This is a genomic window from Pantoea sp. 1.19 (assembly GCF_001922585.1).
GTDB lineage: Bacteria > Pseudomonadota > Gammaproteobacteria > Enterobacterales > Enterobacteriaceae > 1-19.
Genome location: NZ_MRBS01000009.1, coordinates 26,132 through 49,697 on the forward strand (window position 1 = coordinate 26,132; position 23,566 = coordinate 49,697).

Here is a 23,566-nt window from a genome sequence, read left to right on the forward strand (position 1 = left end):
ATCAAAATCGTCATCACGCTGTCAGGTCAGCGAGGACCGACATGGAGAAGAAGTGTTGGAGCAGAATCACGAGTCAACCGCCGCGACCATGAAAGATGTGGCTGAGCGCGCTGGCGTCTCTACCGCCACCGTTTCCCGCGCGCTGACGCATCCTGAAAAAGTATCGCCCTCGACCCGGCTGAAGGTCGAGCAAGCGGTGATTGACACCGGCTATACCGCTCACGGTGCCACCCGCACCGCGCGGCGCAGTGATTCGAGGCTGCTGCTGGTGATCGTGCCGGACATCTGTGACCCCTTCTTCAGCGAAATCATTCGCGGCATCGAAGTCACCGCCGCCGCGGAGGGCTATCTGGTGCTGCTTGGCGACTGCGCGCATCAGAATCAGCAAGAGAAATCATTTTTAAATCTGATGATTACCCGGCAAATCGACGGTATGGTGCTGTTGGGTTCCGACTTACCGTTTGACACCCAGCAGGATGAACCGCGCACGCTGCCGCCAATGGTCATGGCCAATGAGTTTGCCCCGGAGCTGGGACTGCCTACCGTCCATATAGATAACCTGACCGCCGCGTTTGAGGCGGTCGCGCACCTGCAGCAGCTGGGGCATCGGCGGATTGCCTGTATCGCCGGCCCCGATCATATGCCGCTGTGTCATTATCGTCTGCAGGGCTACATTCAGGCCCTGCGGCGCAGCGGCATCGCCGTCGATCCAACCCTGATCGTCCGCGGCGATTTTAGCGTGGAATCCGGCGCCCGGGCGCTGGAGCAGCTGATGTCACTGCCGCAACCGCCGCAGGCGATCTTTTGCCACAGCGATCTGCTGGCGCTGGGCGCGATGAAGCAGGCGAAGCAGCGCGGACTGCGGATACCGCAGGATCTCTCGCTGATTGGCTTCGATGATATTGAGCTCTCACACTACAGCGATCCGCCGCTGACCACCATTGCACAGCCGCGTTTCGCGATTGGCCGCGAAGCTATGCTACTGTTGCTGGAGCAGCTCCAGGGAAAAAACGTCAATAACGGCTCGCGGCTGCTCGATTTCGAGATAAAATTACGCGGCAGTACCGCAGCGCCGGCGAGCGGCAGTCGACCGCGCTGAGCATCCGGCCGTATTTCAGTCTAATCTTACGGGCCTGCCTGCTGGTCAACGCGTAGCCCCTTCAGTAACATAACGGGCAATCAGCGCGCAGCAAGGACAGTCCTACTTCTTCTCTTTGATTATTTAGCGGAACGAGAGTGGCACAAAAAGATTATGTAAGCCGCGGGCGTTCGACAGGGACGCGTCGCAAAAAAAGCAGCGGCGGCCGCGGAAAGCAGCGCAGCAGCGGTGGGGGCGTATCGAAAGTGATGGTAGGGCTGGCGGTGGCCGTCCTGGTGACGTTTATCGGTGGACTGTGGTTCATCGCACACCATAAAAAAGAGGAAGCCCCCATTCTGCCGAATCACAAAGTGACCGGCAATGGCCTTCCGCCAAAGCCGGAAGAGCGCTGGCGCTACATCAAGGAGCTGGAAAACCGTCAGCCCGGCGTGTTCACGCCAACGGAACCCTCCGCCGGGGGCGAAATCAGCGGCAAAACGCAGCTCACCGATGAACAGCGCCAGTTGCTGGAGCAGATGCAGGCCGACATGCGCCAAAGTCCGACGCAGCTGAATGAAGTGCCGTGGAATGAGCAGACACCGGCCCAGCGCCAGCAAACGCTACAGCGTCAATCGCAGCTTGAGCAGCAGGCGCGGATGCAGCAGCCGGATCCTCAGCGCGTGCAACAGCAGGAGCAACAGCGTCGTCAGCAGCTGCAGGCCGCCGAACAGCGTCGCCAGCAGCAGGAACAGCAGCTGGCCGCCGAACAGCGGCGCCGCCAGCAGCAGGAACAACAGCTGGCCGCCGAACAGCGCCGCCAGCAGCAGGAACAGCAGCAGGCCGCTGCGCAGCGCCGTCAGCAGCAGCAAACAACGGCCGCCGCGCCGGTCAGCCGCGTGCCCGAGCAGGAGAGCACCAGCCCACCGAAGGCCGACAAAAACGGACAGCGCTGGATAGTACAGTGCGGATCGTTTAAAGGCACGGACCAGGCCGAATCGGTGCGTGCCGCGCTGGCCTTCGAAGGATTTGAAAGCCGCATCACCAACGGCGGCGGTTGGAATCGGGTAGTCATTGGCCCGTTAAACGGCCGCAGCGCTGCTGACAGCACGCTTTCCCGTCTGCGCGGCGCCGGCCACGGCGGCTGCATTCTTGTCGCCGCCGGGGGTTGAAACCCGCTAAATCTGCCCCATATCAGTTTGCATTCACCCCCGCGTGAGTAACGCGGGGCGGTTAATCGAACTGCAATAAAGGGGTCTGCCCGTGACAACAATAGTGAGTGTACGACGCAACGGCCAGGTAGTGATTGGCGGCGATGGCCAGGCTACCCTCGGCAACACCGTCATGAAAGGCAACGTGAAGAAAGTGCGCCGTCTCTACCATGACAAAGTCATTGCCGGATTCGCGGGCGGCACCGCCGATGCCTTCACACTGTTTGAGCTGTTTGAGCGCAAGCTGGAGATGCACCAGGGTCATTTGACCAAAGCCGCCGTTGAGCTGGCGAAAGACTGGCGCACCGACCGCATGCTGCGCAAGCTGGAAGCCCTGCTGGCGGTAGCCGACGAGACCGCATCGCTGATCATCACCGGTAACGGCGACGTCGTACAACCGGAAAACGACCTGATCGCTATCGGCTCCGGCGGCCCGTACGCCCAGGCCGCTGCCCGCGCCATGCTGGAAAATACCGAATTAGGCGCACGGGAGATCGTGGAAAAATCACTGAATATCGCTGGCGATATCTGTATTTATACCAACCACAATCTCACCATCGAAGCCCTGGACACCAAAGCGTAAGGAATTCCCTATGTCTGAAATGACTCCACGCGAAATCGTCAGCGAACTGAACCGCTTTATCATCGGTCAGGACAGCGCGAAAAAAGCCGTCGCCATCGCCCTGCGTAACCGCTGGCGCCGCATGCAGCTTGATGAAGAGCTGCGCCACGAAGTGACGCCCAAAAACATCCTGATGATTGGCCCTACCGGCGTCGGTAAAACCGAAATCGCCCGCCGTCTGGCCAAGCTGGCCAATGCGCCGTTCATCAAAGTCGAAGCCACCAAATTCACCGAAGTCGGCTACGTTGGCAAAGAAGTGGATTCCATCATTCGCGACCTGACCGATTCGGCGATTAAAATGGTGCGCATGCAGGCGATCGACAAAAATCGTTACCGCGCGGAAGAGATGGCCGAAGAGCGCATTCTCGACGTGTTGATCCCGCCAGCTAAAAACAACTGGGGTCAGGCAGAAGCGGCGGCTGAGCCCTCCGCCGCGCGCCAGTCCTTCCGCAAAAAGCTGCGTGAAGGCCAGCTGGATGACAAAGAGATCGAAATCAACCTCGCCGCCGCGCCTAACGGCGTGGAGATTATGGCGCCTCCCGGCATGGAAGAGATGACCAGCCAGCTGCAGTCCATGTTCCAGAATCTGGGTGGCCAGAAGCAAAAACCGCGCAAGCTGAAGATCAAAGACGCCATGAAGCTGCTGATCGAAGAGGAAGCCGCCAAGCTGGTCAATCCGGAAGAGCTGAAGCAGGAAGCCATCGACGCGGTAGAACAGCACGGAATCGTGTTTGTCGATGAAATCGATAAAATCTGTAAGCGCGGCGGTCAGAGCTCCGGCCCGGACGTCTCGCGTGAAGGGGTTCAGCGTGACCTGCTGCCGCTGGTTGAAGGCTGTACCGTCTCAACCAAACACGGCATGGTGAAGACCGACCACATTCTGTTTATTGCCTCCGGCGCGTTCCAGGTTGCCAGTCCGTCCGATCTGATCCCAGAGCTGCAGGGCCGTCTGCCGATCCGCGTCGAACTGCAGGCGCTGACTACCCATGACTTTGAGCGCATTCTGACCGAGCCAAATGCCTCCGTTACCGTGCAGTACAAAGCGCTGATGGCCACCGAAGGAGTGAATATCGACTTCACTGATGACGGGATCCGCCGCATTGCCGAGGCCGCCTGGCAGGTTAATGAGAGCACCGAAAATATCGGGGCGCGGCGCCTGCATACGGTGCTGGAGCGTCTGATGGAAGACATCTCTTTCGACGCCAGCGACCGCAACGGCGAAAGCATCACCATCGACGGCGACTACGTCAGCAAGCATCTTGATGCGCTGGTTGCCGATGAAGATCTCAGCCGCTTTATCCTGTAATTTCCTCTTCAGGCGGGGATTCCCCCGCCTTCCCGGTTCAACGTCCTGATCCCGCGTGCTTATTCGCCACTGATGCTTTTGCCAACAGTCGTCGGAAAGCGATATACTGCAGGCTCCCGTGGCCAACAGACGACACGCTTATGAAATACGATACATCTGAACTGTGCGACATTTACCTCGAAGAGGTAAACGTGGTGGAACCGCTCTTTTCCAACTTCGGTGGCCGCAGCTCCTTCGGCGGGCAGATCATCACGGTGAAATGTTTCGAAGACAATGGCCTGTTGTACGACCTGCTGGAAGAGAACGGCCGCGGCCGGGTGCTGCTGGTTGACGGCGGTGGCTCGGTGCGTCGGGCGCTGGTAGACGCATCACTGGCGCGCCTTGCGGTGCAAAACGAATGGGAAGGGCTGGTAATCTACGGCTCGGTTCGTCAGGTAGACGAGTTGGAAGAGCTGGACATCGGCATCCAGGCGATCGCCGCGATCCCGGCCGGCGCGACCGGCGAGGGCATTGGCGAGAGCGATATCCGCGTCAACTTTGGCGGCGTCACCTTCTTCTCCGGCGATCACCTTTACGCGGACAATACCGGCATTATCTTGTCAGAAGACGCGCTGGATATTGAATAAAAAAAGGGTGCCGCTGGCACCCTTTCGATTGACGCGAAGGGATCACACCTCTTCCATGCGCCCCAGCAGCGCGCGCAGGCGCTCCTGCCATACGTGCTGCTCTTCTTTCAGCTGTTGATTTTCACGAATCAGCGATTCGTGGTTGCCTTGGGCATTCTGCACTTCCTGAGACAGCGCGTTATTCTGCTCTTTCAGCTCTTCGATTTCCATTTGCAGCAGGGTGATAGTATCAATCGCCTGCTGTACTTTACCTTCCAGTTTTTCAAAAACTTCAAATGACATGTAACTCTTCTCCTAATTCGCCAGGCGCTGATGATGCCGGCCAGCGTAACGCAGAGCGCACCGGACATCCAATGTTTCCGATTGTATGTAGCGTCGTGACGGCTGTCCAGCGAGCCGGGCCGTTCCGGCGCAGTCTGTAACACTTTTCAGTCGGACTCCTGGTCGGCGCCATCCATCGCCGCACCGCGACGGTGTCGGCAGCCGGCCTCCCCAGACTCAGCGTAATCGCGCAAAAAATGTCGCTCGGCCGGCGAAGTAGACGCGAAAACGCGCAATTTTATGACTCAGGCCACAAGTTTTGATTTCGCTATTTCTCGTTTATGTTCGTTAACGATAAATTCACATCTGCCCCACAAAAATTAAATGGGCAGGCTCAGGGATGAAGCGCAAAGAACACTCTTTTACTCTCGCCGTAGGAACATCATATGAGTCAGACAGCAATCAGCACACTTAAAGGTCAGTGCATTGCCGAATTTCTCGGCACCGGACTGATCATTTTCTTTGGCGCCGGCTGCGTAGCCGCATTGAAGCTGGCCGGTGCCAGCTTTGGCCAGTGGGAAATCAGCATTATCTGGGGACTCGGCGTCTCCATGGCCATCTACATGAGCGCGGCTATCTCCGGCGCGCATCTCAATCCGGCGGTCACCATCGCCCTGTGGATCTTTGCCTGCTTCGACAAGCGAAAAGTCCTGCCCTACATCGTGGCGCAGGTGCTGGGCGCATTCAGCGCGGCAGCGCTGGTCTACGGGCTGTACTACAACCTGTTTTTTGATTACGAGCAGTCTCACCAGATGGTACGCGGCAGTGTCGCCAGCCTCGATCTGGCCGGCATCTTCTCCACCTACCCCAATCCGCATATTAGCGTCATGCAGGCGTTGCTGGTTGAGACGGTGATCACCGCCGTGCTAATGGCATTAATCATGGCATTAACCGATGATGGTAATGGGATTCCCCGTGGCCCGCTGGCCCCGCTGCTGATTGGCCTGCTGATTGCCGTGATCGGCGCCTCCATGGGCCCGCTGACCGGCTTTGCGCTGAACCCGGCGCGTGACTTCGGACCGAAGGTCTTTGCCTGGCTGGCCGGCTGGGGCACCGTCGCCTTTACCGGCGCCCGCGACATCCCTTACTTTCTTGTACCGATTTTTGGCCCACTGATCGGCGCCAGCCTCGGTGCCTGGGGCTATCGCAGCTTGATTGGCCGCCATCTGCCATGCGATGTTTGCGTCACTGACGCCCCCAAAGCCGGGGAAAAAGCGATCACGACGCCTACCGACCGTGCCGCGTAAGGCCGCTGTCCTTCTCTCTTTCAGGAATTGATTATGAGCACTGAAAAAAAATACATTGTCGCACTCGATCAGGGCACAACCAGTTCCCGTGCGGTGATCCTCGACCACGATGCGAACATCGTCGCGGTCTCCCAGCGCGAATTTACCCAAATTTATCCCAAAGCAGGCTGGGTCGAGCACGATCCGATGGATATCTGGGCTTCACAAAGCTCCACGCTGGTCGAAGTCCTGGCGCACGCCGACATCCGCTCTGATGAAATTGCCGCTATTGGCATCACTAACCAACGTGAAACCACTATCGTCTGGGACAAAGAGACCGGCAAACCGATTTACAACGCGATTGTCTGGCAGGATCCCCGCACCGCAGATTACTGTGCAAAACTGAAAAAAGAGGGGCTGGAGGAGTACATTCAGCACACTACCGGGCTGGTGATTAACCCTTACTTCTCCGGTACCAAAGTGAAGTGGATCCTTGACCACGTCGAAGGTTCCCGCGAGCGGGCGAAGCGCGGCGAACTGCTGTTCGGCACCGTCGACTCCTGGTTGGTATGGAAAATGACCCAGGGGCGGGTACACATCACCGATTATACTAACGCCTCGCGAACCATGCTGTTTAACATCCACTCACTGGAGTGGGATCAGCGCATGCTGGAGATCCTCGATATTCCGCGCGAAATGCTGCCGGCGGTAAAATCCTCTTCAGAAGTCTATGGCCAGACCAATATTGGGGGTAAAGGCGGCACGCGTATTCCGATCGCCGGTATTGCCGGCGATCAGCAGGCCGCGCTTTACGGTCAGCTCTGCGTCCAGCCGGGCATGGCCAAAAATACCTACGGTACCGGCTGCTTTATGCTGATGAACACCGGCAAAGAAGCGGTCAGCTCGACGCACGGCCTGCTCACCACCATCGCCTGCGGTCCGCGCGGCGAGGTCAACTATGCGCTGGAAGGGGCGGTATTTATCGGCGGCGCTTCGATTCAGTGGTTGCGCGACGAAATGAAGTTGATCAGCGATGCGGCCGATTCCGAATACTTCGCGACGAAAGTCAAAGACACCAACGGGGTATATATGGTACCGGCCTTCACCGGGCTGGGCGCGCCCTACTGGGATCCCTATGCGCGCGGCGCGATCTTTGGCCTGACCCGCGGCGCCAACGCGAATCACATCATTCGCGCGACCCTCGAGTCGGTTGCCTACCAAACCCGGGATGTGCTGGAAGCGATGCAGAACGATGCCAACACCCGCCTGCAATCGCTGCGCGTTGATGGCGGTGCGGTTGCCAATAACTTCCTGATGCAGTTCCAGTCCGACATTCTCGGCGTACGCGTCGAACGTCCGGAAGTGCGTGAAGTCACCGCGCTGGGTGCCGCCTATCTGGCCGGTCTGGCCGTCGGTTTCTGGCAGGACCTCGATGAGGTTCGTGCCAAATCGATCATTGAACGCGAGTTTCGTCCGGGAATTGAGACCACCGAATGCAACGTCCGCTACGCCGGCTGGCAAAAAGCCGTCGCGCGCGCCCAGCGCTGGGAAGCGCAGGACGACGAGTAACTCCTCCGGCCCGCAACCCCGTTGCGGGCCGCTTATCCCCCCACGGCAATCCTGCTACACTCCCCTCTTCTTTTGTCTGCCCCCTGACGGAGTGTTCCATGAAACGAGAGCTGGCCATCGAATTTTCCCGCGTCACCGAGGCCGCCGCGCTGGCGGGATATCAGTGGCTGGGACGCGGCGATAAAAACCAGGCCGACGGTGCGGCCGTCAACGCCATGCGTATTATGCTCAACAAGATCGCTATCGACGGGCGCATCGTGATCGGCGAAGGAGAGATCGACGAAGCGCCGATGCTCTGGATAGGCGAGCGCGTCGGTAGCGGCGAGGGCGATCCGGTAGACATTGCCGTCGACCCGATCGAAGGCACGCGAATGACGGCGATGGGCCAGGCTAACGCGCTGGCGGTAATGGCGGTGGGGGATCGCGGTGCCTTTCTGCACGCCCCGGACATGTACATGGAAAAACTGATCGTCGGCCCCGGCGCCCGGGGGGCCATCGACATAAGCCTGCCGCTGGACACCAACCTGCGCAACATCGCCGAGGCACTCAACAAGCCGCTCAGCGCCCTGACGGTCACCCTACTGGCCAAACCGCGCCACGATGCGACCATTGCCGCGATGCAGCAGCTTGGCGTAAGGGTGTTTGCCATTCCCGACGGTGATGTGGCCGCCTCAATCCTTACCTGTATGCCGGACAGCGAAGTCGACGTCCTCTATGGCATCGGCGGCGCACCGGAAGGGGTCATCTCCGCCGCGGCAATCCGCGCGCTGGAGGGCGATATGCAGGGCCGTCTGCTGGCGCGCCACCAGGTGAAAGGCGACACGCCCGATAACCGTCGCCACGGCGAGGAGGAGCTGCGCCGCTGCGCTGACATGGGCATCGCGGCAAACCACGCGCTGAGGCTGCAGGACATGGCGCGCAGCGACAACGTGGTATTCGCCGCCACCGGCATTACCAGCGGCGACCTGCTGAAAGGCATCACCCGTCAGGGCAATCTCGCCACCAGCGAAACGCTGCTGATCCGCGGAACCTCACGCACCGTACGACGCATTCAATCGATTCACACTCTCGATCGCAAAGATCCGGATCTGCATCCCTGGATTCGGTGATCAGACGCCGTGCAGATTCTCCTGCGGTGGCCGCGATAGCGGCCACCAGCAACAGAAAATCAGCAGCGCCATCGCTGACATCAGCAGGCCGAGACTAAACTGGCCGTGCTGCGGCATCAGCGCCGACAGCCACGCCACCGCGCCGGATCCCAGATTCTGCAATCCCCCGACCAGCGCACCGGCGGTACCGGCCATCCACGGCCACGGCTCCATCGCCCCGCTGGTGGCCAGCGGAAACAGCATACCGGCACCGAAGAAAAATAGCGCGGCCGGCACAATCAGCGTCCACAGCGTCATCACGCCGAACCAGGCAGGAAGCCACATTAACAGCCCGGCCAGCAGGCAGCTGTTGACCGCCAGCCACATCTGCTGGGTAAAAGATTTACCTTCCCGGCCGGCCACCCAGGCGCCGAGAAACGCCGCCGGGATGGGCAGTATAAACAGCAGGCTGACGGTCAGGCTGTCAAGCCCCAGCACGCCGCCCATTAGCACGCCGCAGCAGGCCTCAAATACCGCAATACCGCCCAGCGCGCCCACCAGCATCACCAGATAGCGCATAAAATGGCCATCGGCCAGTAGCGGTCGATAGCGATTCAGCAGCGACACCGCAACCGCCGGCTGCGGACGGGTTTCCGGCAGCCAGCGCGCCATCGCCGCGGTGACCAGTACGCACAGCAGCAATAAAAAGACAAAGCAGGCCTGCCAGCCAAACTGCCGGGTAAGCAGCGCACCGATCACCGGCGCCAGCAGCGGGCTGACCAGGATGCCCATATTTAGCAGGCTGTTCGCCTGGCGCAACGCGCCGCCGGCATACAGATCGCGCGGTAGCGTGCGCGCCATCACCCCCGCCACTCCGGTCCCCAGCCCCTGCACCGCGGTAGCCAGCACCAGAACCGGTAGCGATGGCGCCCACAGCGCCATCACCGCGCCCAGAATAAAAATCCCCATCCCGGCCAGAATCAGCGGACGGCGGCCATAGGCGTCGGAAAGTGGCCCATACAGCAGCTGCGATCCGCCGTAGGTCATCAGGTACGCCGCCATCACCCGCTGCATCGCACCGTCCTGCACCTGAAACGCCTCGGCCATTTCCGCCATCGCCGGCACATAGACCGTTTGAGCCATCTGTCCCACCGCCACCAGCGCCATCAGCATCATTAACAGCGGAGTATTCTCAATCCGTTTCATCATTCACCACAGCATAATTCCCCGTAAACACATCATTAAGTAGCGCAATACGGAACAGGTTAAGGAGTTGCGGAGAAAAATATCAGGAATGGCTAACAAGGCGAGTCACTGACCGCTTTTACTTTGCCGCGATCTGTCAGGCTTTACCGCCAGCGCTGTAAAACTGACGTTACAAAGTTAACCCGCCATGCGCCGGATTTAACGGTGAGAGCGTTCACGCGCCCCAGCGCTGGCAAAAGCGGCCAACAGTGGCGACACTTTGCTTTAGCAGATACGCAGTCACACTATAAGGAGGCGCTCATGGCCCGGTGGATTAATGCAACGGTGAAATCGGTGGAAAACTGGACGGACGGCCTGTTCAGCCTGACGGTCAATGCCCCCGTCGCCCCTTTCAGCGCCGGGCAGTTTGCCAAGCTAGGACTGGAAATCGACGGCGAACGCGTGCAGCGCGCCTACTCATACGTCAACGCGCCCGACGACGGCGATCTGGCGTTCTATCTGGTAGAAGTGCCGGAGGGCAAACTCAGCCCGCGGCTGCGCGCGCTGCGCCCGGGCGACAGCGTGATGATCACCGAGGAGGCTTCCGGCTTTTTTGTGCTGGACGAAGTGCCGGACTGCCAGACGCTGTGGATGCTGGCCACCGGTACGGCCATCGGCCCCTATTTGTCGATCCTGCAGGCGGGGCGCGACCTGGAACGCTTTCAGCATATCGTGCTGGTACATGCGGTGCGCTACGCCCGCGATCTCAGCTATCTGCCGCTGATGCAGGCGCTGGTGGCACGCTACGGGGGCAAGCTGCGCGTGCAGACCGTCGTCAGCCGCGAAGACGATGCCGCCGCGCTCCACGGGCGTATCCCGGCGCTGATCGCCAGCGGTGAGCTGGAGGCGGCAGTGGGGTTACCGCTGGACGCCACCAGCAGTCACGTCATGCTGTGCGGCAATCCTGAGATGGTCCGCGAGACGCAGCAACAGTTAAAAGAGAGTCGGGAAATGCGTAAGCACCTGCGGCGCAAGCCGGGCCACATCAGCAGCGAACACTACTGGTGAGACGTCACGCGCCAAAAGCGGAGCGGGCGAGCCTCCGGGCCGAAGCGATTCTCTCCGGGTGTGCCGGCAAACACGCCCAAATCCAGCACCAGCATCACCATTATCAGGATCGGCATAAAACGGCCAATCGCCCAGCCCCACAGCGGCGGTAGCACGCCGTGCCAGTTGCCAGAGGCGAGGATAAACGCCAGCACCAGCAGCAGGGCCCAGCCGCCTTTTTTATTGCGGTCATGCAGACGCTTGACCATCACCGCGGCGGTGGGCCACAGCAGCGCCACTACGCAGAACGCGGTGAACCGGGTCTCCAGCCACCCCTGCCCGGCAAGGGTAAACAGTATCAGCATCAGCAGCCACCAGACGGCAAGCCACAGCCAGAAGTCGCGGCGCGTCAGGCGGCCGCGCCAGGAAAAACACCATTGTTGTATTGTCATCACCATTTCCTGAAGGTCGCGGCCGCACTGCGGCTTTTGACTTTGACGGGTAAAAACCGTTCTAATCAGAAGCTGAGTTTACGGGTAAGGGCGGATAAAATGAAGACAGCGCTGTGCACGGGAATCGCGCTGCTGATACTGATCAGCGGCCTGGCGGCGGCCGATCGCGCCGTTTCGCTACCGCCTGCGCCCTATTTACTGGCCACCGCGCCGAGCTTTGATCTGACCATCAGCCAGTTTCGCGAAAAATATAATGCGGCGCATCCGACCCTGCCGATCGCGGAGTATCGCGCGATCAGCGGCACGCGCCCCGGCGAAAATCTGACCCGGGCGGCCAGCAAAATTAACGACAATCTGTATTCCTCAACCGCGCTGGAACACGGCAGCGGCAAAATTCGTTCGCTGCAAGTGACCTGGCTACCCGTTCCGGGAGACGGGGCTAAACCGGCACGGGAGACCGCCCTCGCCTACATGGCTGCGCTGCTGGAAACCTTTGCGCCGATGCTGACGGCGGAGCAGGCGCAGCAGCGCATCGCCACGCTGTTGGCGCGGGGTAAGGGCCAGCGCTACTACAGTCAAACCGAGGGAGCGCTGCGCTACGTAGTCGCGGATAACGGCGACAAGGGCATCACATTTGCGCTGGAGCCGATTAAGCTGGCGCTCGGCCCGGAGTGATTGCCAGGCCCGATCCGCGGCGGCGCTGCAGGTGCAACTTGCATACTGACAGGGTTATACTGTTCCGCAGACATCGCTGCCACGGCAGCGCACTTTAACATCCCGTTTTACGTGGAGGATATGATGCGTCATCCCTTAGTTATGGGTAACTGGAAACTCAACGGTAACAAGCAGATGGTCAGCGATTTGATTAGCGGCCTGAACGGCGCGCTGCAGGGCGTTGACGGCTGTGGTGTCGCCATCGCCCCGCCGGTAATGTACCTCGAACAGGCCCGTGAGGCGCTGGCCAACAGCCCAATTGCGCTGGGTGCGCAAAACGTGGACGTTAACCTGTCCGGTGCCTTCACCGGGGAAGTCTCTGCGGAGATGCTGAAAGACGTGGGCGCGCAATACATCATCATCGGCCACTCTGAACGCCGCACTTATCACCACGAGAGCGATGCGCTGATTGCGCAGAAGTTTGCCGTACTGAAGCAGGCGGGCTTGGTACCGGTCCTGTGCATCGGTGAGACCGAAGCAGAAAACGAAGCGGGCGAAACCGAAGCCGTCTGCGCCCGTCAAATCGACGCGGTCCTCAACACCCAGGGCGCCGCGGCGTTCAACGGCGTGGTGATCGCCTACGAGCCCGTCTGGGCAATTGGAACCGGCAAATCCGCCACGCCGGCCCAGGCTCAGGCCGTACACAAGTTCATCCGCGATCACATTGCGAAGCAGGATGCGCAGGTCGCCGCGCAGGTGATCATCCAGTACGGCGGTTCGGTCAATGATAAAAACGCCGCTGAGCTGTTTGCCCAGCCGGATATCGACGGCGCGCTGGTTGGCGGGGCCTCCCTGAAGGCCGACGCCTTTGCCGTGATTGTTAAGGCGGCAGCCGCAGCCAAACAGGGCTAAGTCCGTGAGGCGGAATGCACGTTCCGCCTCAGGCCTGCAGGATCGCACAGGTGTGATCCTGCAGCTCTTCTGCCGAGGCGAGATTCAGCCTCAGAAAATCCCGCTCCAGCGCCAGCAGCAGCAGCTCACCCGAAGGCAATGCCACCAACGCCATACCGAAGCGCGCCATGTGCGCCCGCGCGGGCGGCCATTCATAATGCAGCCGGCGAAAAGGCGACAGGCCGGCCAGTTCGGTTGGGGTCAGCGTGCGCGCGATCCAGCGGTGCCCCCTGAGCATCAGCGGCTGCCAGCGCTCCCCCAGCGTCGGGGCCAGCCGATCGATAGTCTGACGAACATCCGGCCGCAGGCAGGAAAGATGCAGATGCAGCTGATGCTGGCTGCGCCCCCAGCGCGAGTTGACCGCCAGCGATATCGCATCTTCTGGCACCGGCGCACCGCGCCGTTGCGCCAGCAGATCGCGATGCTGCCAGGCAAGCTGAAAATAGTTTGGCGTACCGGCCGCCAGCAGCTGCGGGCTTTCGATCCCGCTCACTTTTGCCGTCGGCATCAGCAGGTACTGCAGCGGCCCAGTTCGATCCTTCAGCACCACGTAGCCCCGGGCCAGATCGACCTGCTGGCAGGGCGCCGGATTGCCCAAGCGCTGATGCGGCAAACACTGCTGGCTGATGATCCGCCACAGGGCATCAGACCCGGCATGCAGCCGGCTCAGCGCCCCCACCGCGATCGCGGCAGCCAGCGCGATCAGCACCGCGCCCGACAGGATAAGCTTACGACCCAATCGTGACCTCGCCACCATACTTTACAGGGAGTGGCTGTCAGCGTAGCGCGCCCCGCGCTTACTGTCATGCGCCGAACACGCCCCCTCGTGCGGAACCGTTCATGTGGCCGCGCGCAGCGCATCAGCGCTGGCGGGATAGCCGCGTGGCACGGCGCGCCCCGCGGGTGGAATTACTGCTTCATGATTTGATCATAGGAACCGCCTTCGGCAAAGTGCGCTTTCTGCGCCTTGCTCCAGCCGCCAAATTTCTCGTCGATAGTAAACAGTTTCACCGGGGCGAAGGTGTTGGCAAACTTTTTCGCCACTTGCGCATCGCGCGGGCGATAGTAGTTCTCGGCGGCAATCGTCTGCCCTTGCGGTGAATAGAGATACTTCAGGTAGGCATCCGCCACCTTGCGCGTATCCCGCTCATCCACCACTTTATCCACCACGGAGACGGTCGGCTCCGCCAGAATGGATTCGCTCGGCGTGACAATGTCGAACTTGTCCTTACCCAGCTTATTGACCGCCAGATAGGCCTCATTCTCCCAGGCGATCAGCACGTCACCGATGCCGCGCTCGACAAAGGTATTAGTCGCGCCGCGGGCGCCGGAATCCTGCACCTCAACGTTCTTGAACAGCGCCTTCATATACGCTTGCGCCTTCGCCCGATCGCCGCTGTTATGATCCAGCGCCCAGCCCCAGGCCGCCAGATAGTTCCAGCGCGCGCCGCCGGAGGTTTTCGGATTCGGCGTAATCACCGAGACGCCGGGCTTAATCAAATCCGGCCAGTCCTTAATCTGCTTCGGGTTGTCTTTACGCACCAGGAACACGATGGTGGAGGTGTACGGCGCGGCGTTATCCGGCAGCCGCTTCATCCAGTTTTTGTCGATGCGGCCGCGTTCGGCAATCGCATCCACATCGGAAGCCAGCGCCAGCGTCACCACGTCCGCGCGAATACCGTTGATCACCGAGGTGGCCTGCTTGCCCGAACCTCCATGAGACTGGCGCACCACCACGTTGTCGCCGGTTTCCTGCTTGTAATGCGCCGCAAAAGCTTTGTTGTACTGCTCATACAGCTCGCGCGTCGGGTCGTAGGAGACGTTCAGTAGCTGCACGTCTTTTGCCAGCACGCTGCCGGAGGCCAGTAACAGGGTCAATCCCACATGCCACTTCTTCATCACGCTCTCCCAAAACAGGTTAATCAGCGCAGCGTGACACAAAGTGGATCGGGGATTAAAGAATTAAAAATAATCGGTCATAACTTAAAGGAATATGAAGGCGGAAAAGAGGGGCGCAGCGATCTGCGCCCGCAGCACTCAGTAAAGTTTTTTGGCGGTCTCCAGCCAGTCTTTCTTAAACGGACGCTTCATATTCTCGATCGCATCGATAATATCGTGGTGCACCATTTTCTCGTTCTGGATGCCAACGCACCGGCCACCGTAGCCCTGCAGCAGCAGCTCAATGGAATAGGCGCCCATACGCGATGCCAGGATGCGGTCATAAGCGACCGGCGCGCCACCGCGCTGGATGTGGCCGAGCACCGTAGAGCGGGTCTCACGTTGGGTTTCCGATTCAATATAGCGCGCCAGCTCGTCGATATCGCAGATGTGCTCCGTAATGGCGACGATAGCGTGCTTCTTGCCTTTAGCGATGCCGGCTTTGATTTCGGCCACCAGCTCTTCGCGGGTGTAGGGCGTCTCAGGCAGCACGATAAACTCACAGCCGCCGGCAATTGCCGCGGCCAGGGTCAGATCCCCGCAGTAGCGTCCCATCACTTCCACAATCGAAATGCGCTGGTGCGAAGAAGAGGTATCGCGCAGGCGGTCAATCGCCTCGACCACGGTCTCCAGTGCGGTAAAGTAACCGATGGTGTAGTCGGTGCCTGCCACATCGTTATCAATGGTGCCCGGTAAGCCGATGCAGGGAAAGCCCATCTCAGTCAGGCGCTTCGCGCCCATGTAAGAGCCGTCGCCGCCGATCACCACCAGCGCATCAATGCCGCGCTTCTTCATGTTTTCAATCGCTATGGCGCGCACCGCTTCATCGCGGAACTCGGGGAAGCGCGCCGAGCCGAGGAAAGTACCGCCGCGGTTAATCATGTCAGAGACACTGTAGCGGTCGAGGTTGATCATGCGATCTTCGTACAGGCCAAGGTAGCCGTCATAAATACCGAACACTTCCAGCCCTTCGCTGAGCGCTGCGCGCACCACGCCACGAATGGCCGCGTTCATTCCGGGCGCGTCACCGCCGCTGGTCAGTACACCGATTTTTTTGATCATGACTACCTCTGAACTTGTTAAGCAAAGTATAAAATCTGAGCGCCAAAGAGGCATGCCGCACGCCTGACAGGCACCGAAAGTTCTCTGATGGCAAAGAGTATATCAAAGACTTAAGGCTGAATTGATTCAGGTCAGCCGGGTTTTAAGTATTTTTTTTGCGCTTATACGCGATTCCGCAACTCATCAAAATATAAACACCCCAAAACAGCGCGTTATCGCTCAAACTGCCCGCGACGCGCGTCCGGCACCACCGAGCAGGGATCCTGGTGAATAGTGACATCGGCACCGGGAAAACGCTGACGCAGCGCGCACTCCACCTCGTCGGCAATGCGGTGCGACTGCACCAGCGGCAGGTCGTCATCCATTTCCAGATGAAGCTGAATAAAACGGGTAGGACCGGACTGGCGCGTACGCAGCTGATGGGCACCGTGTACGCCGGGCCACTGCTCCAGGATGGCCACAATGGCCGCCCGCTCCTCTTCCGGTAAAGCGCGATCCAGCAGTGCCTGCACCGCCTCCCAGGCCATCTTCAGGGCGTTGGTGAGGATCCAGACGCCGATGCCGAGGGCAAACAGCGCATCCGCGCGATGCAAACCGTACCAGCTGAGGGCCAGCGCCATCAGGATCGCGCCGTTCATCAGCACATCGGACTGATAGTGCAGCATGTCAGCACGGATGGCCTGGCTGTGCGTGCGCCTGACCACCCAGCGCTGAAACGCGACCAGCGCCAGCGTGGCAAGCAGCGCTACCACAGTGACCGTCATCCCCACCAGCGGCGCATTGAGCGGCGCAGGCGTGGCCAGATGCTGAATACCGGTAAGAAACAGAAACAGCGCCGAACCCGCGATAAACATGCTTTGTGCCAGTGCCGCCAGCGACTCCGCCTTGCCGTGACCAAACGTGTGTTCCGCGTCGGCCGGTTGCAGTGAATAGCGCACCACCAGCAGATTGGTCAGCGAGGCGGCAATATCCACCAGCGAGTCTACCAGCGCCGCCAGCATGCTGACCGACCCGGTATACCACCAGGCAAAAATTTTGATCAGCAGCAGCGTACTGGCCAGCACGGTGGCGGAAAGCGCCGCGCGGCTGACTAAACGACCATATTCATTATTCATCTTCATTCCCTACATCAGGACGTTCTGGAAGTATACCCCAGGATCCCAACGCCTCGTCGCGCGGCCCCGCCTGCAGAAAAAAACCATCGCAGGCGTTGCGCGTCCGGCACGGCCGCCGGTTATTTGATAAAATAGAGCCTACACAGACCACTTATCGGGAAGCTTGATGCTATCCACTCTCATTTATCGCAGTCATATTTGCGAAAATGTGCCATTTGCCACCCTGGACGACCTCGCCAGCAGTGCGAATGCGCGTAACGAAGTTTATGACGTAACCGGGATCCTGCTGTTTAACGGCACCCATTTTTTTCAGCTGCTGGAAGGGCCCGAAGAGAGCGTCAATGCGATCTACAGCCGCATATGTGACGATCCGCGTCATCACAATCTGGTAGAGCTGCTGCGCGACTACGCCCCGGCGCGTCGCTTCGGCAACGTCGGCATGGAGCTGTTTAACCTCACTGAACACGACGGTGACGAGGTGTTGCAGGCGGTACTGGATAAGGGCACGTCCAAATATCAGCTGACGTATAACGATCGCGCACTGCAGTTCCTGCGCACCTTTGTGGAAGCCACTGAGCGCGAGCACTACTTTGAGCTGCCCCCGGCGGAGAGCTGGCGCTTCGTGGAAGATGACTCGCCGCAGCGCAATGGCGACGCCAGCCTGCTGCAGGGGGTTCCCTGTCAGTTTGCCTTTCAGCCCATTCTCGACCCGCTGTCGCAATCTATCGTTGCGCTGGAGGCGCTGATCCGCAGCCCCGACGGCAACACGCCGGATCGCTTTTTCGCCGGCCTGTCGCAAGAGGAGATCCCGGTGGCCGATCTGCACGCGAAAAAGCTGGCGTTCGCCCAAGCGAAACGGTTAGGCATTGGGGAGCGTACGTTGGCTATCAATCTGTCGCCGCTGTCGCTGGTCGCGGTTCCCGGCGCGGTCGATTTTTTGCTGCATGAAATTCATGCTCAGGGGCTGGTGCCGGAGCAAATCGTAGTGGAAGTCAGCGAACGCGAAGTGATCGCCCGTCAGGGGGCGTTTGCCGCGGCGATCAAGCAGCTAAAAGCCGCCGGTATGCGGCTGGCGATCGATGATTTTGGCGCCGGCTCCGCCGGTCTGCTGCTGCTGACACAGGTACAGCCCGACCGCATTAAAATCAATCGCCATATCATCAGCGACGTGCATAAAAGCGGCCCGAAGCAGGCCATCGTGCGCGCTATTCTGCAGTGTTGCGCCTCGTTGGAAATTCAGGTCATCGCTAACGGCGTGGAGAAAGTCGAAGAGTGGATGTGGTTAGAATCGGCCGGCATTGCCCAGTTTCAGGGCTTCCTGTTTGCCCGTCCGGCGATCAACGCCATCCCCGCCGTCAACTGGCCGGAGCTCGCCGATACGCCGGTCTGACGCTCCCACAGAAAAAGCCCGCAAGCGGGCTTTTTCTGGCGGCATCAACCGTATTTTTCTGCAAACTTCTCGTCGGAGGTGCAGAGATAAATAATAAACTCCACAAAGGCAATCACGCCCGGGATCAGGGTCCAGCAGAACAGCAGGTACATCACCCCCTGGAAAATGCGTCCCAGGTAAAATTTATGCGCGCCCAGGCTGCCAAGAAACAGCGCCAGCAAGGCGGCCACCAGGCGATTTTTTTCGCCATAGCTCGTGGACTGCACCGCACCGCAGTGCGGGCAGCTTTTAGCGCTGCTGTGTATCTCTTTGCCGCATCCGCGGCAGAACACCTTATCTGACATACTCGCTCCCTTAACAGTGGTGATCCCGTCATGTCCTGCGCCCCCGCGCCGCGCAGCGATCTTCATGGGTTACGGCGGAAATTTCATAACTATCTTAGGATAACTCTTAACCAGATTCCATTAACAGAACCTGACTGAAGAGCAAACAGATGCACGCCTCAGCCAGCGTCAGGGTCTTGCAATGGGGGAAAAAAAACCCCCACATCATGTGGGGGAAGACAGGGATGGTGTCTATGGCAAGGAAAACAGGGATACATGTTACTGGGTACTGCCATTACGGGTACTACCGGTACTGCTTACTGCCTGCAGCGATGAAGCCTGCTGCCTGTCCGCGAGCTTGCGCAATGCCTGCATACGCTGCTCATGTCGGGTGTGTAAAACGGCCTGCTGCGCCGGTGTAAGCAGGTGATACATCTGATTGCGCACTTTGGCCATTTCAACCTGCCAGTCAAGCTGCGCCTCGGTCACCCGTTCCATCTGCGCCTTTACGGCCGCTTCATCAAAATGCTCTGCCGTCACCAGACGGTGCAGTTTTTCCAACTCTTCGGGGGGAACGTCATGCCGTTCCGCCCGCGCCTGCCGCATCAAATCACGCATTTGCTGGCGCTGCTGTTCGCTCAGTTTAATCCCGTCAAACATGTGACTTTCGGGATTTTGCGTCATACTGCCCTGCGCAATGCTGGGTGTATGATGCATGTCGTCAATCGTCGCAACGTCGGCAGCCAGCGCACTACAATTTGAGGCAAGTGCAGCAGCCATGACGACGGCGGTCACTGTGCGCATCGCTTACTCCCGTTCGTTTCTCGATTCAACGCTAACGAGTCTACGGCGGCAGCTGCAAACATGCGTCAGGAGGTGTAAAACAACGTAAAGTCATGGATTGGCGGCTTTCGATGTCGTAATTTTGCCTGCGGAGGGCCAAAACAATGAATAAAATTCTGTTGGTTGATGACGACCGCGAACTCACTTCGCTGTTGAAAGAGTTACTGGAAATGGAAGGTTTTCTCGTACTGGTCGCCGGTGACGGTGAACAGGCGCTGAGTATGCTCGACAGCTCAATTGATCTGTTGCTGCTGGACGTCATGATGCCAAAGAAAAACGGCATTGATACTCTGAAAGAGCTGCGTCAGCAGCACCAAACCCCGGTCATCATGCTGACCGCGCGCGGCAGCGAGCTGGATCGCGTGCTGGGGCTGGAGCTGGGCGCGGATGATTATTTGCCAAAGCCCTTTAACGATCGCGAGCTGGTGGCCCGCATCCGCGCTATCCTGCGCCGCTCCAACTGGAGCGAGCAGCAGCAGCAGAACGACAGCGCCTCACCGACGCTTGAGGTGGATCTGCTGCGGCTGAATCCCGGACGCCAGGAGGCCAGCTTCGAGAACCAGACCCTCGACCTGACCGGCACCGAGTTCACCCTGCTCTATTTGCTCGCCCAGCACCTGGGGCAGGTGGTCTCGCGTGAACAGCTGAGCCAGGACGTTTTGGGTAAGCGGCTCACGCCGTTTGACCGCGCCATCGATATGCATATCTCCAACCTGCGCCGCAAACTGCCGGAGCGACGCGACGGCCATCCGTGGTTTAAAACCCTGCGCGGGCGCGGTTATCTGATGGTATCGGCAACATGATTGGCAGCCTGACCACCCGCATCTTCGCCATCTTCTGGCTCACGCTGGCGCTGGTGTTGATGCTGGTATTGATGCTGCCCAAGCTGGACTCGCGCCAGATGACGCCGCTTATCGAAAGCGAACAGCGGCAGGGCATCATGATTGAGCAGCACGTCGAAGCCGAACTGATCCAAGATCCCGCCAACGATTTGATGTGGTGGCGCCGGCTGTTTCGCGCCATCGATAAGTGGGCGCCGCCGGGTCAGCGGCTGCTGCTGGTAACCAGCGAAGGACGGGTTATCGGCGCACAGCACAATGAAATGCAGATTATCCGTAATTTTATCGGCCAGTCGGATAATGCCGATCATCCGCAGAAGAAAAAATATGGCCGCGTGGAGCTGGTCGGTCCTTTCTCGGTGCGCGACGGTGCCGATAACTATCAGCTCTACCTGATTCGTCCCGCCGGCAGCTCACAGCTCGACTTTATCAACCTGCTGTTTGACCGGCCGCTGCTGTTGCTGATTGTCACCATGCTGATCAGTTCACCGCTGCTGCTGTGGCTGGCCTGGAGCCTGGCCAAACCGGCGCGGAAGCTCAAGCACGCGGCGGATGAAGTGGCGCAGGGCAACCTGCGCCAGCATCCGGAGCTGGAGTCAGGCCCGCAGGAGTTTCTCGCCGCTGGCGCCAGCTTTAATCAGATGGTCAGCGCGCTGGAACGCACCATGACCGCCCAGCACCGTCTGCTGTCGGACATCTCTCATGAACTGCGCACGCCCCTGACCCGCCTGCAGCTGGCTACGGCGCTGATGCGGCGCCGCCACGGCGAAGGCAAAGAGCTGGAGCGGATCGAAACCGAAGCGCAGCGGCTGGACGGGATGATAAACGACCTGCTGGCGCTGTCGCGCAATCAGCATAAAAATGCGCTGGTGAGCGAGTCGCTGAAAGCCAACCAGTTGTGGCAGGAAGTGCTGGATGACGCGAAATTTGAAGCCGAACAGATGGGTAAAACGCTGGAGGTCCCCTATCCACCGGGTCCGTGGCCCCTCTACGGTAACCCAAACGCGCTGGAAAGCGCGGTCGAAAATATCATCCGTAATGCGCTCCGCTACTCCTGGTCGCGAATTCAGGTGAGTTTTTCCGTGGATAATCAGGGGATGACCCTGCACGTGGATGATGACGGTCCCGGCGTCAGCCCGGAAGATCGCGAGCAGATTTTCCGCCCTTTCTACCGAACCGATGAGGCGCGCGATCGTGAATCCGGCGGCACCGGACTCGGGCTGGCGATTGTAGAAACCGTGATCCAGCAGCACCGCGGCTGGGTAAAAGCCGACGACAGCCCGCTGGGCGGCCTGCGCCTCACCCTGTGGCTACCGCTCTACTCGGCCAGAGCGTAATTTGCTATCCTGCGGCCCTGTTTTTTTCGGGGCCGCAACCATGCTCAATATCGTCCTGTTTGAACCGGAAATTCCGCCGAATACCGGTAATATTATCCGCCTGTGCGCTAATACCGGCTTTCACCTGCACCTGATCGAGCCGCTCGGCTTTGCCTGGGACGACAAACGCCTGCGGCGCGCCGGGCTTGACTATCATGAGTTTGCGGCCGTCCGGCGCCACGCAGACCTGGCGGCCTTTATGCGCGACGCGCAGCCGCAGCGCCTGTTTGCCCTCACGACCAAAGGCACCCCGGCGCACAGCGCTGTCAGCTATCAGCCGGGGGATTATCTGCTGTTTGGCCCGGAGTCTCGCGGTCTGCCCGCCAGCCTGCTGGACACGCTGCCCGCCGAACAGAAAATCCGCATTCCGATGCGGGCGGACAGTCGCAGCATGAACCTGTCAAATGCGGTCTCCGTCGTGGTATTCGAGGCCTGGCGCCAGCTGGATTATTCCGGGGCGCTACTGCGCTGAGCGGAACCACGACGCCTCAGATGCCGTCGCCGTACTCAAAGCCGGGAATGGTGCCGTTGAAGTGCTGATCCATCTCCATGGAGGGCTTTTCACTGGACGGTTTACCGACGATCCGGGCCGGTACGCCGGCCGCTGTGGTGTGCGGCGGCACCGGTTGCAGCACCACCGACCCGGCGCCGATTTTAGCGCCGCGGCCAACTTCAATGTTGCCAAGAATTTTGGCGCCGGCGCCAATCATCACCCCTTCGCGGATCTTTGGATGACGATCGCCAGTGGTTTTACCGGTTCCACCGAGGGTGACCGACTGCAGGATCGAGACGTCATTTTCCACCACCGCCGTTTCACCAATCACGATGCCGGTAGCGTGGTCGAGCATAATCCCGCAGCCGATCGTGGCCGCCGGATGGATATCCACCCCGAACGAGACCGAGATTTGATTTTGCAAAAACACCGCCAGCGCCCGACGGCCCTCATTCCATAGCCAGTGGCCAATACGATACGACTGCAGGGCGTGAAAGCCTTTCAGATAGAGCAGCGGCGTGGAGTATTTATCAATCGCCGGATCGCGCTGGCGCACCGCCAGAACATCCAGCGCCGCCGAAGCGATCATCCGCGGATCCTGCCGGTACGCTTCTTCCACGATTTCGCGAATCGCCATGGCCGGCATGATCGGCGTCGCCAGCTTATTGGCCAGCATATAGCTCAGGGCGCTGCCCAGATTTTCATGCTTCAGCAGCGTCGCATGGTAGAAACTGGCAAGCATCGGTTCGCAATCGGCCAGCGCGCGCGCTTCGGCTTTAATATGGCTCCAGACCAGCTCTAACTCTTCCGACGACATGCTTTTCTCCCCATCAACCCTAATTCACGCCGCATCC

General features: G+C 59.7%; 25 protein-coding genes. 15 read left to right on the top strand and 10 right to left on the bottom strand.

The window, feature by feature from the left end; genetic code table 11:
* The first annotated feature begins 55 nt into the window (after nucleotides 1-55).
* The 5 genes from cytR (at nucleotide 56) to rraA (ending at nucleotide 4,840) form a co-directional block, all read left to right on the top strand.
* The gene (gene cytR, locus BS626_RS15330) at nucleotides 56-1,099 is read left to right on the top strand and encodes a DNA-binding transcriptional regulator CytR (protein ID WP_075183262.1); all 1,044 of its coding nucleotides are present in this window, start codon (nucleotides 56-58) and stop codon (nucleotides 1,097-1,099) included.
* Nucleotides 1,100-1,236: 137 nt separating this feature from the next.
* Nucleotides 1,237-2,247, top strand: a complete 1,011-nt coding sequence (gene ftsN / locus BS626_RS15335; RefSeq protein ID WP_075183263.1) for a cell division protein FtsN — start codon at nucleotides 1,237-1,239, stop codon at nucleotides 2,245-2,247.
* 91 nt (nucleotides 2,248-2,338) lie between these two features.
* The gene (gene hslV / locus BS626_RS15340) at nucleotides 2,339-2,869 is read left to right on the top strand and encodes an ATP-dependent protease subunit HslV (protein ID WP_075183264.1); all 531 of its coding nucleotides are present in this window, start codon (nucleotides 2,339-2,341) and stop codon (nucleotides 2,867-2,869) included.
* A gap of 10 nt (nucleotides 2,870-2,879) precedes the next feature.
* Nucleotides 2,880-4,214: an HslU--HslV peptidase ATPase subunit gene (gene hslU, locus BS626_RS15345; RefSeq protein WP_075183265.1), complete on the top strand. Its 1,335-nt coding sequence runs from the start codon at nucleotides 2,880-2,882 to the stop codon at nucleotides 4,212-4,214.
* A 140-nt stretch (nucleotides 4,215-4,354) separates the two neighbouring features.
* Entirely contained in the window at nucleotides 4,355-4,840 is a 486-nt protein-coding gene (rraA, locus tag BS626_RS15350) for a ribonuclease E activity regulator RraA (protein ID WP_075183266.1), read from the top strand.
* A 42-nt stretch (nucleotides 4,841-4,882) separates the two neighbouring features.
* On the opposite strand, the gene zapB is transcribed toward rraA, so the two are convergent.
* Nucleotides 4,883-5,122, bottom strand: a complete 240-nt coding sequence (zapB, locus tag BS626_RS15355) for a septal ring assembly protein ZapB (protein WP_075183267.1) — start codon at nucleotides 5,120-5,122, stop codon at nucleotides 4,883-4,885.
* Nucleotides 5,123-5,547: 425 nt separating this feature from the next.
* On the opposite strand from zapB, the gene BS626_RS15360 reads away from it, so the two are divergent.
* The 3 genes from BS626_RS15360 (at nucleotide 5,548) to glpX (ending at nucleotide 9,065) form a co-directional block, all read left to right on the top strand.
* Nucleotides 5,548-6,408: an MIP/aquaporin family protein gene (locus tag BS626_RS15360; protein WP_075183268.1), complete on the top strand. Its 861-nt coding sequence runs from the start codon at nucleotides 5,548-5,550 to the stop codon at nucleotides 6,406-6,408.
* A 33-nt stretch (nucleotides 6,409-6,441) separates the two neighbouring features.
* Nucleotides 6,442-7,956 (top strand): glycerol kinase GlpK, encoded by a 1,515-nt coding sequence (gene glpK / locus BS626_RS15365; RefSeq protein WP_170870477.1) that lies wholly within the window; start codon nucleotides 6,442-6,444, stop codon nucleotides 7,954-7,956.
* 98 nt (nucleotides 7,957-8,054) lie between these two features.
* On the top strand, nucleotides 8,055-9,065 hold the full coding sequence (gene glpX, locus BS626_RS15370; RefSeq protein WP_075183269.1) for a class II fructose-bisphosphatase: 1,011 nt from the start codon (nucleotides 8,055-8,057) through the stop codon (nucleotides 9,063-9,065).
* Here the strand turns inward: glpX and emrD are convergent, their stop codons facing one another.
* Nucleotides 9,066-10,250 carry a multidrug efflux MFS transporter EmrD gene (gene emrD / locus BS626_RS15375; protein WP_075183378.1) on the bottom strand — a complete coding sequence of 395 codons (1,185 nt, stop codon included), beginning with the start codon at nucleotides 10,248-10,250 and terminating at the stop codon, nucleotides 9,066-9,068.
* Between the two features lie 300 nt (nucleotides 10,251-10,550).
* Here emrD and fpr point away from each other — a divergent pair, with 300 nt between their 5' ends.
* Nucleotides 10,551-11,297, top strand: a complete 747-nt coding sequence (gene fpr / locus BS626_RS15380; RefSeq protein ID WP_075183270.1) for a ferredoxin--NADP(+) reductase — start codon at nucleotides 10,551-10,553, stop codon at nucleotides 11,295-11,297.
* Here the strand turns inward: fpr and BS626_RS15385 are convergent.
* Nucleotides 11,288-11,728, bottom strand: coding sequence for a DUF805 domain-containing protein (locus tag BS626_RS15385; protein ID WP_075183271.1), 441 nt, complete (start codon nucleotides 11,726-11,728; stop codon nucleotides 11,288-11,290). The genes fpr and BS626_RS15385 overlap by 10 nt on opposite strands.
* Before the next feature lie 99 nt (nucleotides 11,729-11,827).
* On the opposite strand from BS626_RS15385, the gene BS626_RS15390 reads away from it, so the two are divergent.
* Complete coding sequence (locus BS626_RS15390) at nucleotides 11,828-12,403, top strand: DUF1454 family protein (RefSeq protein ID WP_075183272.1); 576 nt, start codon at nucleotides 11,828-11,830, stop codon at nucleotides 12,401-12,403.
* A gap of 123 nt (nucleotides 12,404-12,526) precedes the next feature.
* Nucleotides 12,527-13,294, top strand: coding sequence for a triose-phosphate isomerase (tpiA, locus tag BS626_RS15395; RefSeq protein ID WP_075183273.1), 768 nt, complete (start codon nucleotides 12,527-12,529; stop codon nucleotides 13,292-13,294).
* A 28-nt stretch (nucleotides 13,295-13,322) separates the two neighbouring features.
* On the opposite strand, the gene BS626_RS15400 is transcribed toward tpiA, so the two are convergent.
* The 4 genes from BS626_RS15400 to fieF form a co-directional block, all read right to left on the bottom strand.
* Nucleotides 13,323-14,090: a CDP-diacylglycerol diphosphatase gene (locus tag BS626_RS15400; RefSeq protein WP_075183274.1), complete on the bottom strand. Its 768-nt coding sequence runs from the start codon at nucleotides 14,088-14,090 to the stop codon at nucleotides 13,323-13,325.
* 152 nt (nucleotides 14,091-14,242) lie between these two features.
* A complete protein-coding gene (locus tag BS626_RS15405; protein ID WP_075183379.1) occupies nucleotides 14,243-15,232 on the bottom strand; it encodes a sulfate ABC transporter substrate-binding protein in 990 nt (329 codons plus the stop codon).
* A gap of 138 nt (nucleotides 15,233-15,370) precedes the next feature.
* A complete protein-coding gene (gene pfkA / locus BS626_RS15410) occupies nucleotides 15,371-16,333 on the bottom strand; it encodes a 6-phosphofructokinase (RefSeq protein ID WP_075183275.1) in 963 nt (320 codons plus the stop codon).
* A gap of 212 nt (nucleotides 16,334-16,545) precedes the next feature.
* Nucleotides 16,546-17,448 carry a CDF family cation-efflux transporter FieF gene (gene fieF, locus BS626_RS15415; RefSeq protein WP_075183276.1) on the bottom strand — a complete coding sequence of 301 codons (903 nt, stop codon included), beginning with the start codon at nucleotides 17,446-17,448 and terminating at the stop codon, nucleotides 16,546-16,548.
* A 166-nt stretch (nucleotides 17,449-17,614) separates the two neighbouring features.
* Here fieF and BS626_RS15420 point away from each other — a divergent pair, with 166 nt between their 5' ends.
* Nucleotides 17,615-18,838 (top strand): diguanylate phosphodiesterase, encoded by a 1,224-nt coding sequence (locus BS626_RS15420; RefSeq protein WP_075183277.1) that lies wholly within the window; start codon nucleotides 17,615-17,617, stop codon nucleotides 18,836-18,838.
* A 44-nt stretch (nucleotides 18,839-18,882) separates the two neighbouring features.
* Here the strand turns inward: BS626_RS15420 and BS626_RS15425 are convergent, their stop codons facing one another.
* Both BS626_RS15425 and cpxP read right to left on the bottom strand, forming a co-directional pair.
* Entirely contained in the window at nucleotides 18,883-19,182 is a 300-nt protein-coding gene (locus BS626_RS15425; RefSeq protein WP_075183278.1) for a TM2 domain-containing protein, read from the bottom strand.
* A 258-nt stretch (nucleotides 19,183-19,440) separates the two neighbouring features.
* The gene (gene cpxP, locus BS626_RS15435; RefSeq protein ID WP_075183280.1) at nucleotides 19,441-19,965 is read right to left on the bottom strand and encodes a cell-envelope stress modulator CpxP; all 525 of its coding nucleotides are present in this window, start codon (nucleotides 19,963-19,965) and stop codon (nucleotides 19,441-19,443) included.
* Nucleotides 19,966-20,108: 143 nt separating this feature from the next.
* Here cpxP and cpxR point away from each other — a divergent pair, with 143 nt between their 5' ends.
* The 3 genes from cpxR to trmL are packed head-to-tail and all read left to right on the top strand — an operon-like array spanning nucleotide 20,109 to nucleotide 22,691.
* A complete protein-coding gene (gene cpxR, locus BS626_RS15440) occupies nucleotides 20,109-20,807 on the top strand; it encodes an envelope stress response regulator transcription factor CpxR (protein WP_075183281.1) in 699 nt (232 codons plus the stop codon).
* Nucleotides 20,804-22,180, top strand: coding sequence for an envelope stress sensor histidine kinase CpxA (gene cpxA, locus BS626_RS15445; RefSeq protein WP_075183282.1), 1,377 nt, complete (start codon nucleotides 20,804-20,806; stop codon nucleotides 22,178-22,180). Before cpxR ends, cpxA begins: the two co-directional genes overlap by 4 nt.
* Before the next feature lie 40 nt (nucleotides 22,181-22,220).
* A complete protein-coding gene (gene trmL, locus BS626_RS15450) occupies nucleotides 22,221-22,691 on the top strand; it encodes a tRNA (uridine(34)/cytosine(34)/5-carboxymethylaminomethyluridine(34)-2'-O)-methyltransferase TrmL (protein WP_075183283.1) in 471 nt (156 codons plus the stop codon).
* 16 nt (nucleotides 22,692-22,707) lie between these two features.
* Here the strand turns inward: trmL and cysE are convergent, their stop codons facing one another.
* The gene (gene cysE / locus BS626_RS15455; protein WP_075183284.1) at nucleotides 22,708-23,529 is read right to left on the bottom strand and encodes a serine O-acetyltransferase; all 822 of its coding nucleotides are present in this window, start codon (nucleotides 23,527-23,529) and stop codon (nucleotides 22,708-22,710) included.
* Nucleotides 23,530-23,566: the final 37 nt, after the last annotated feature.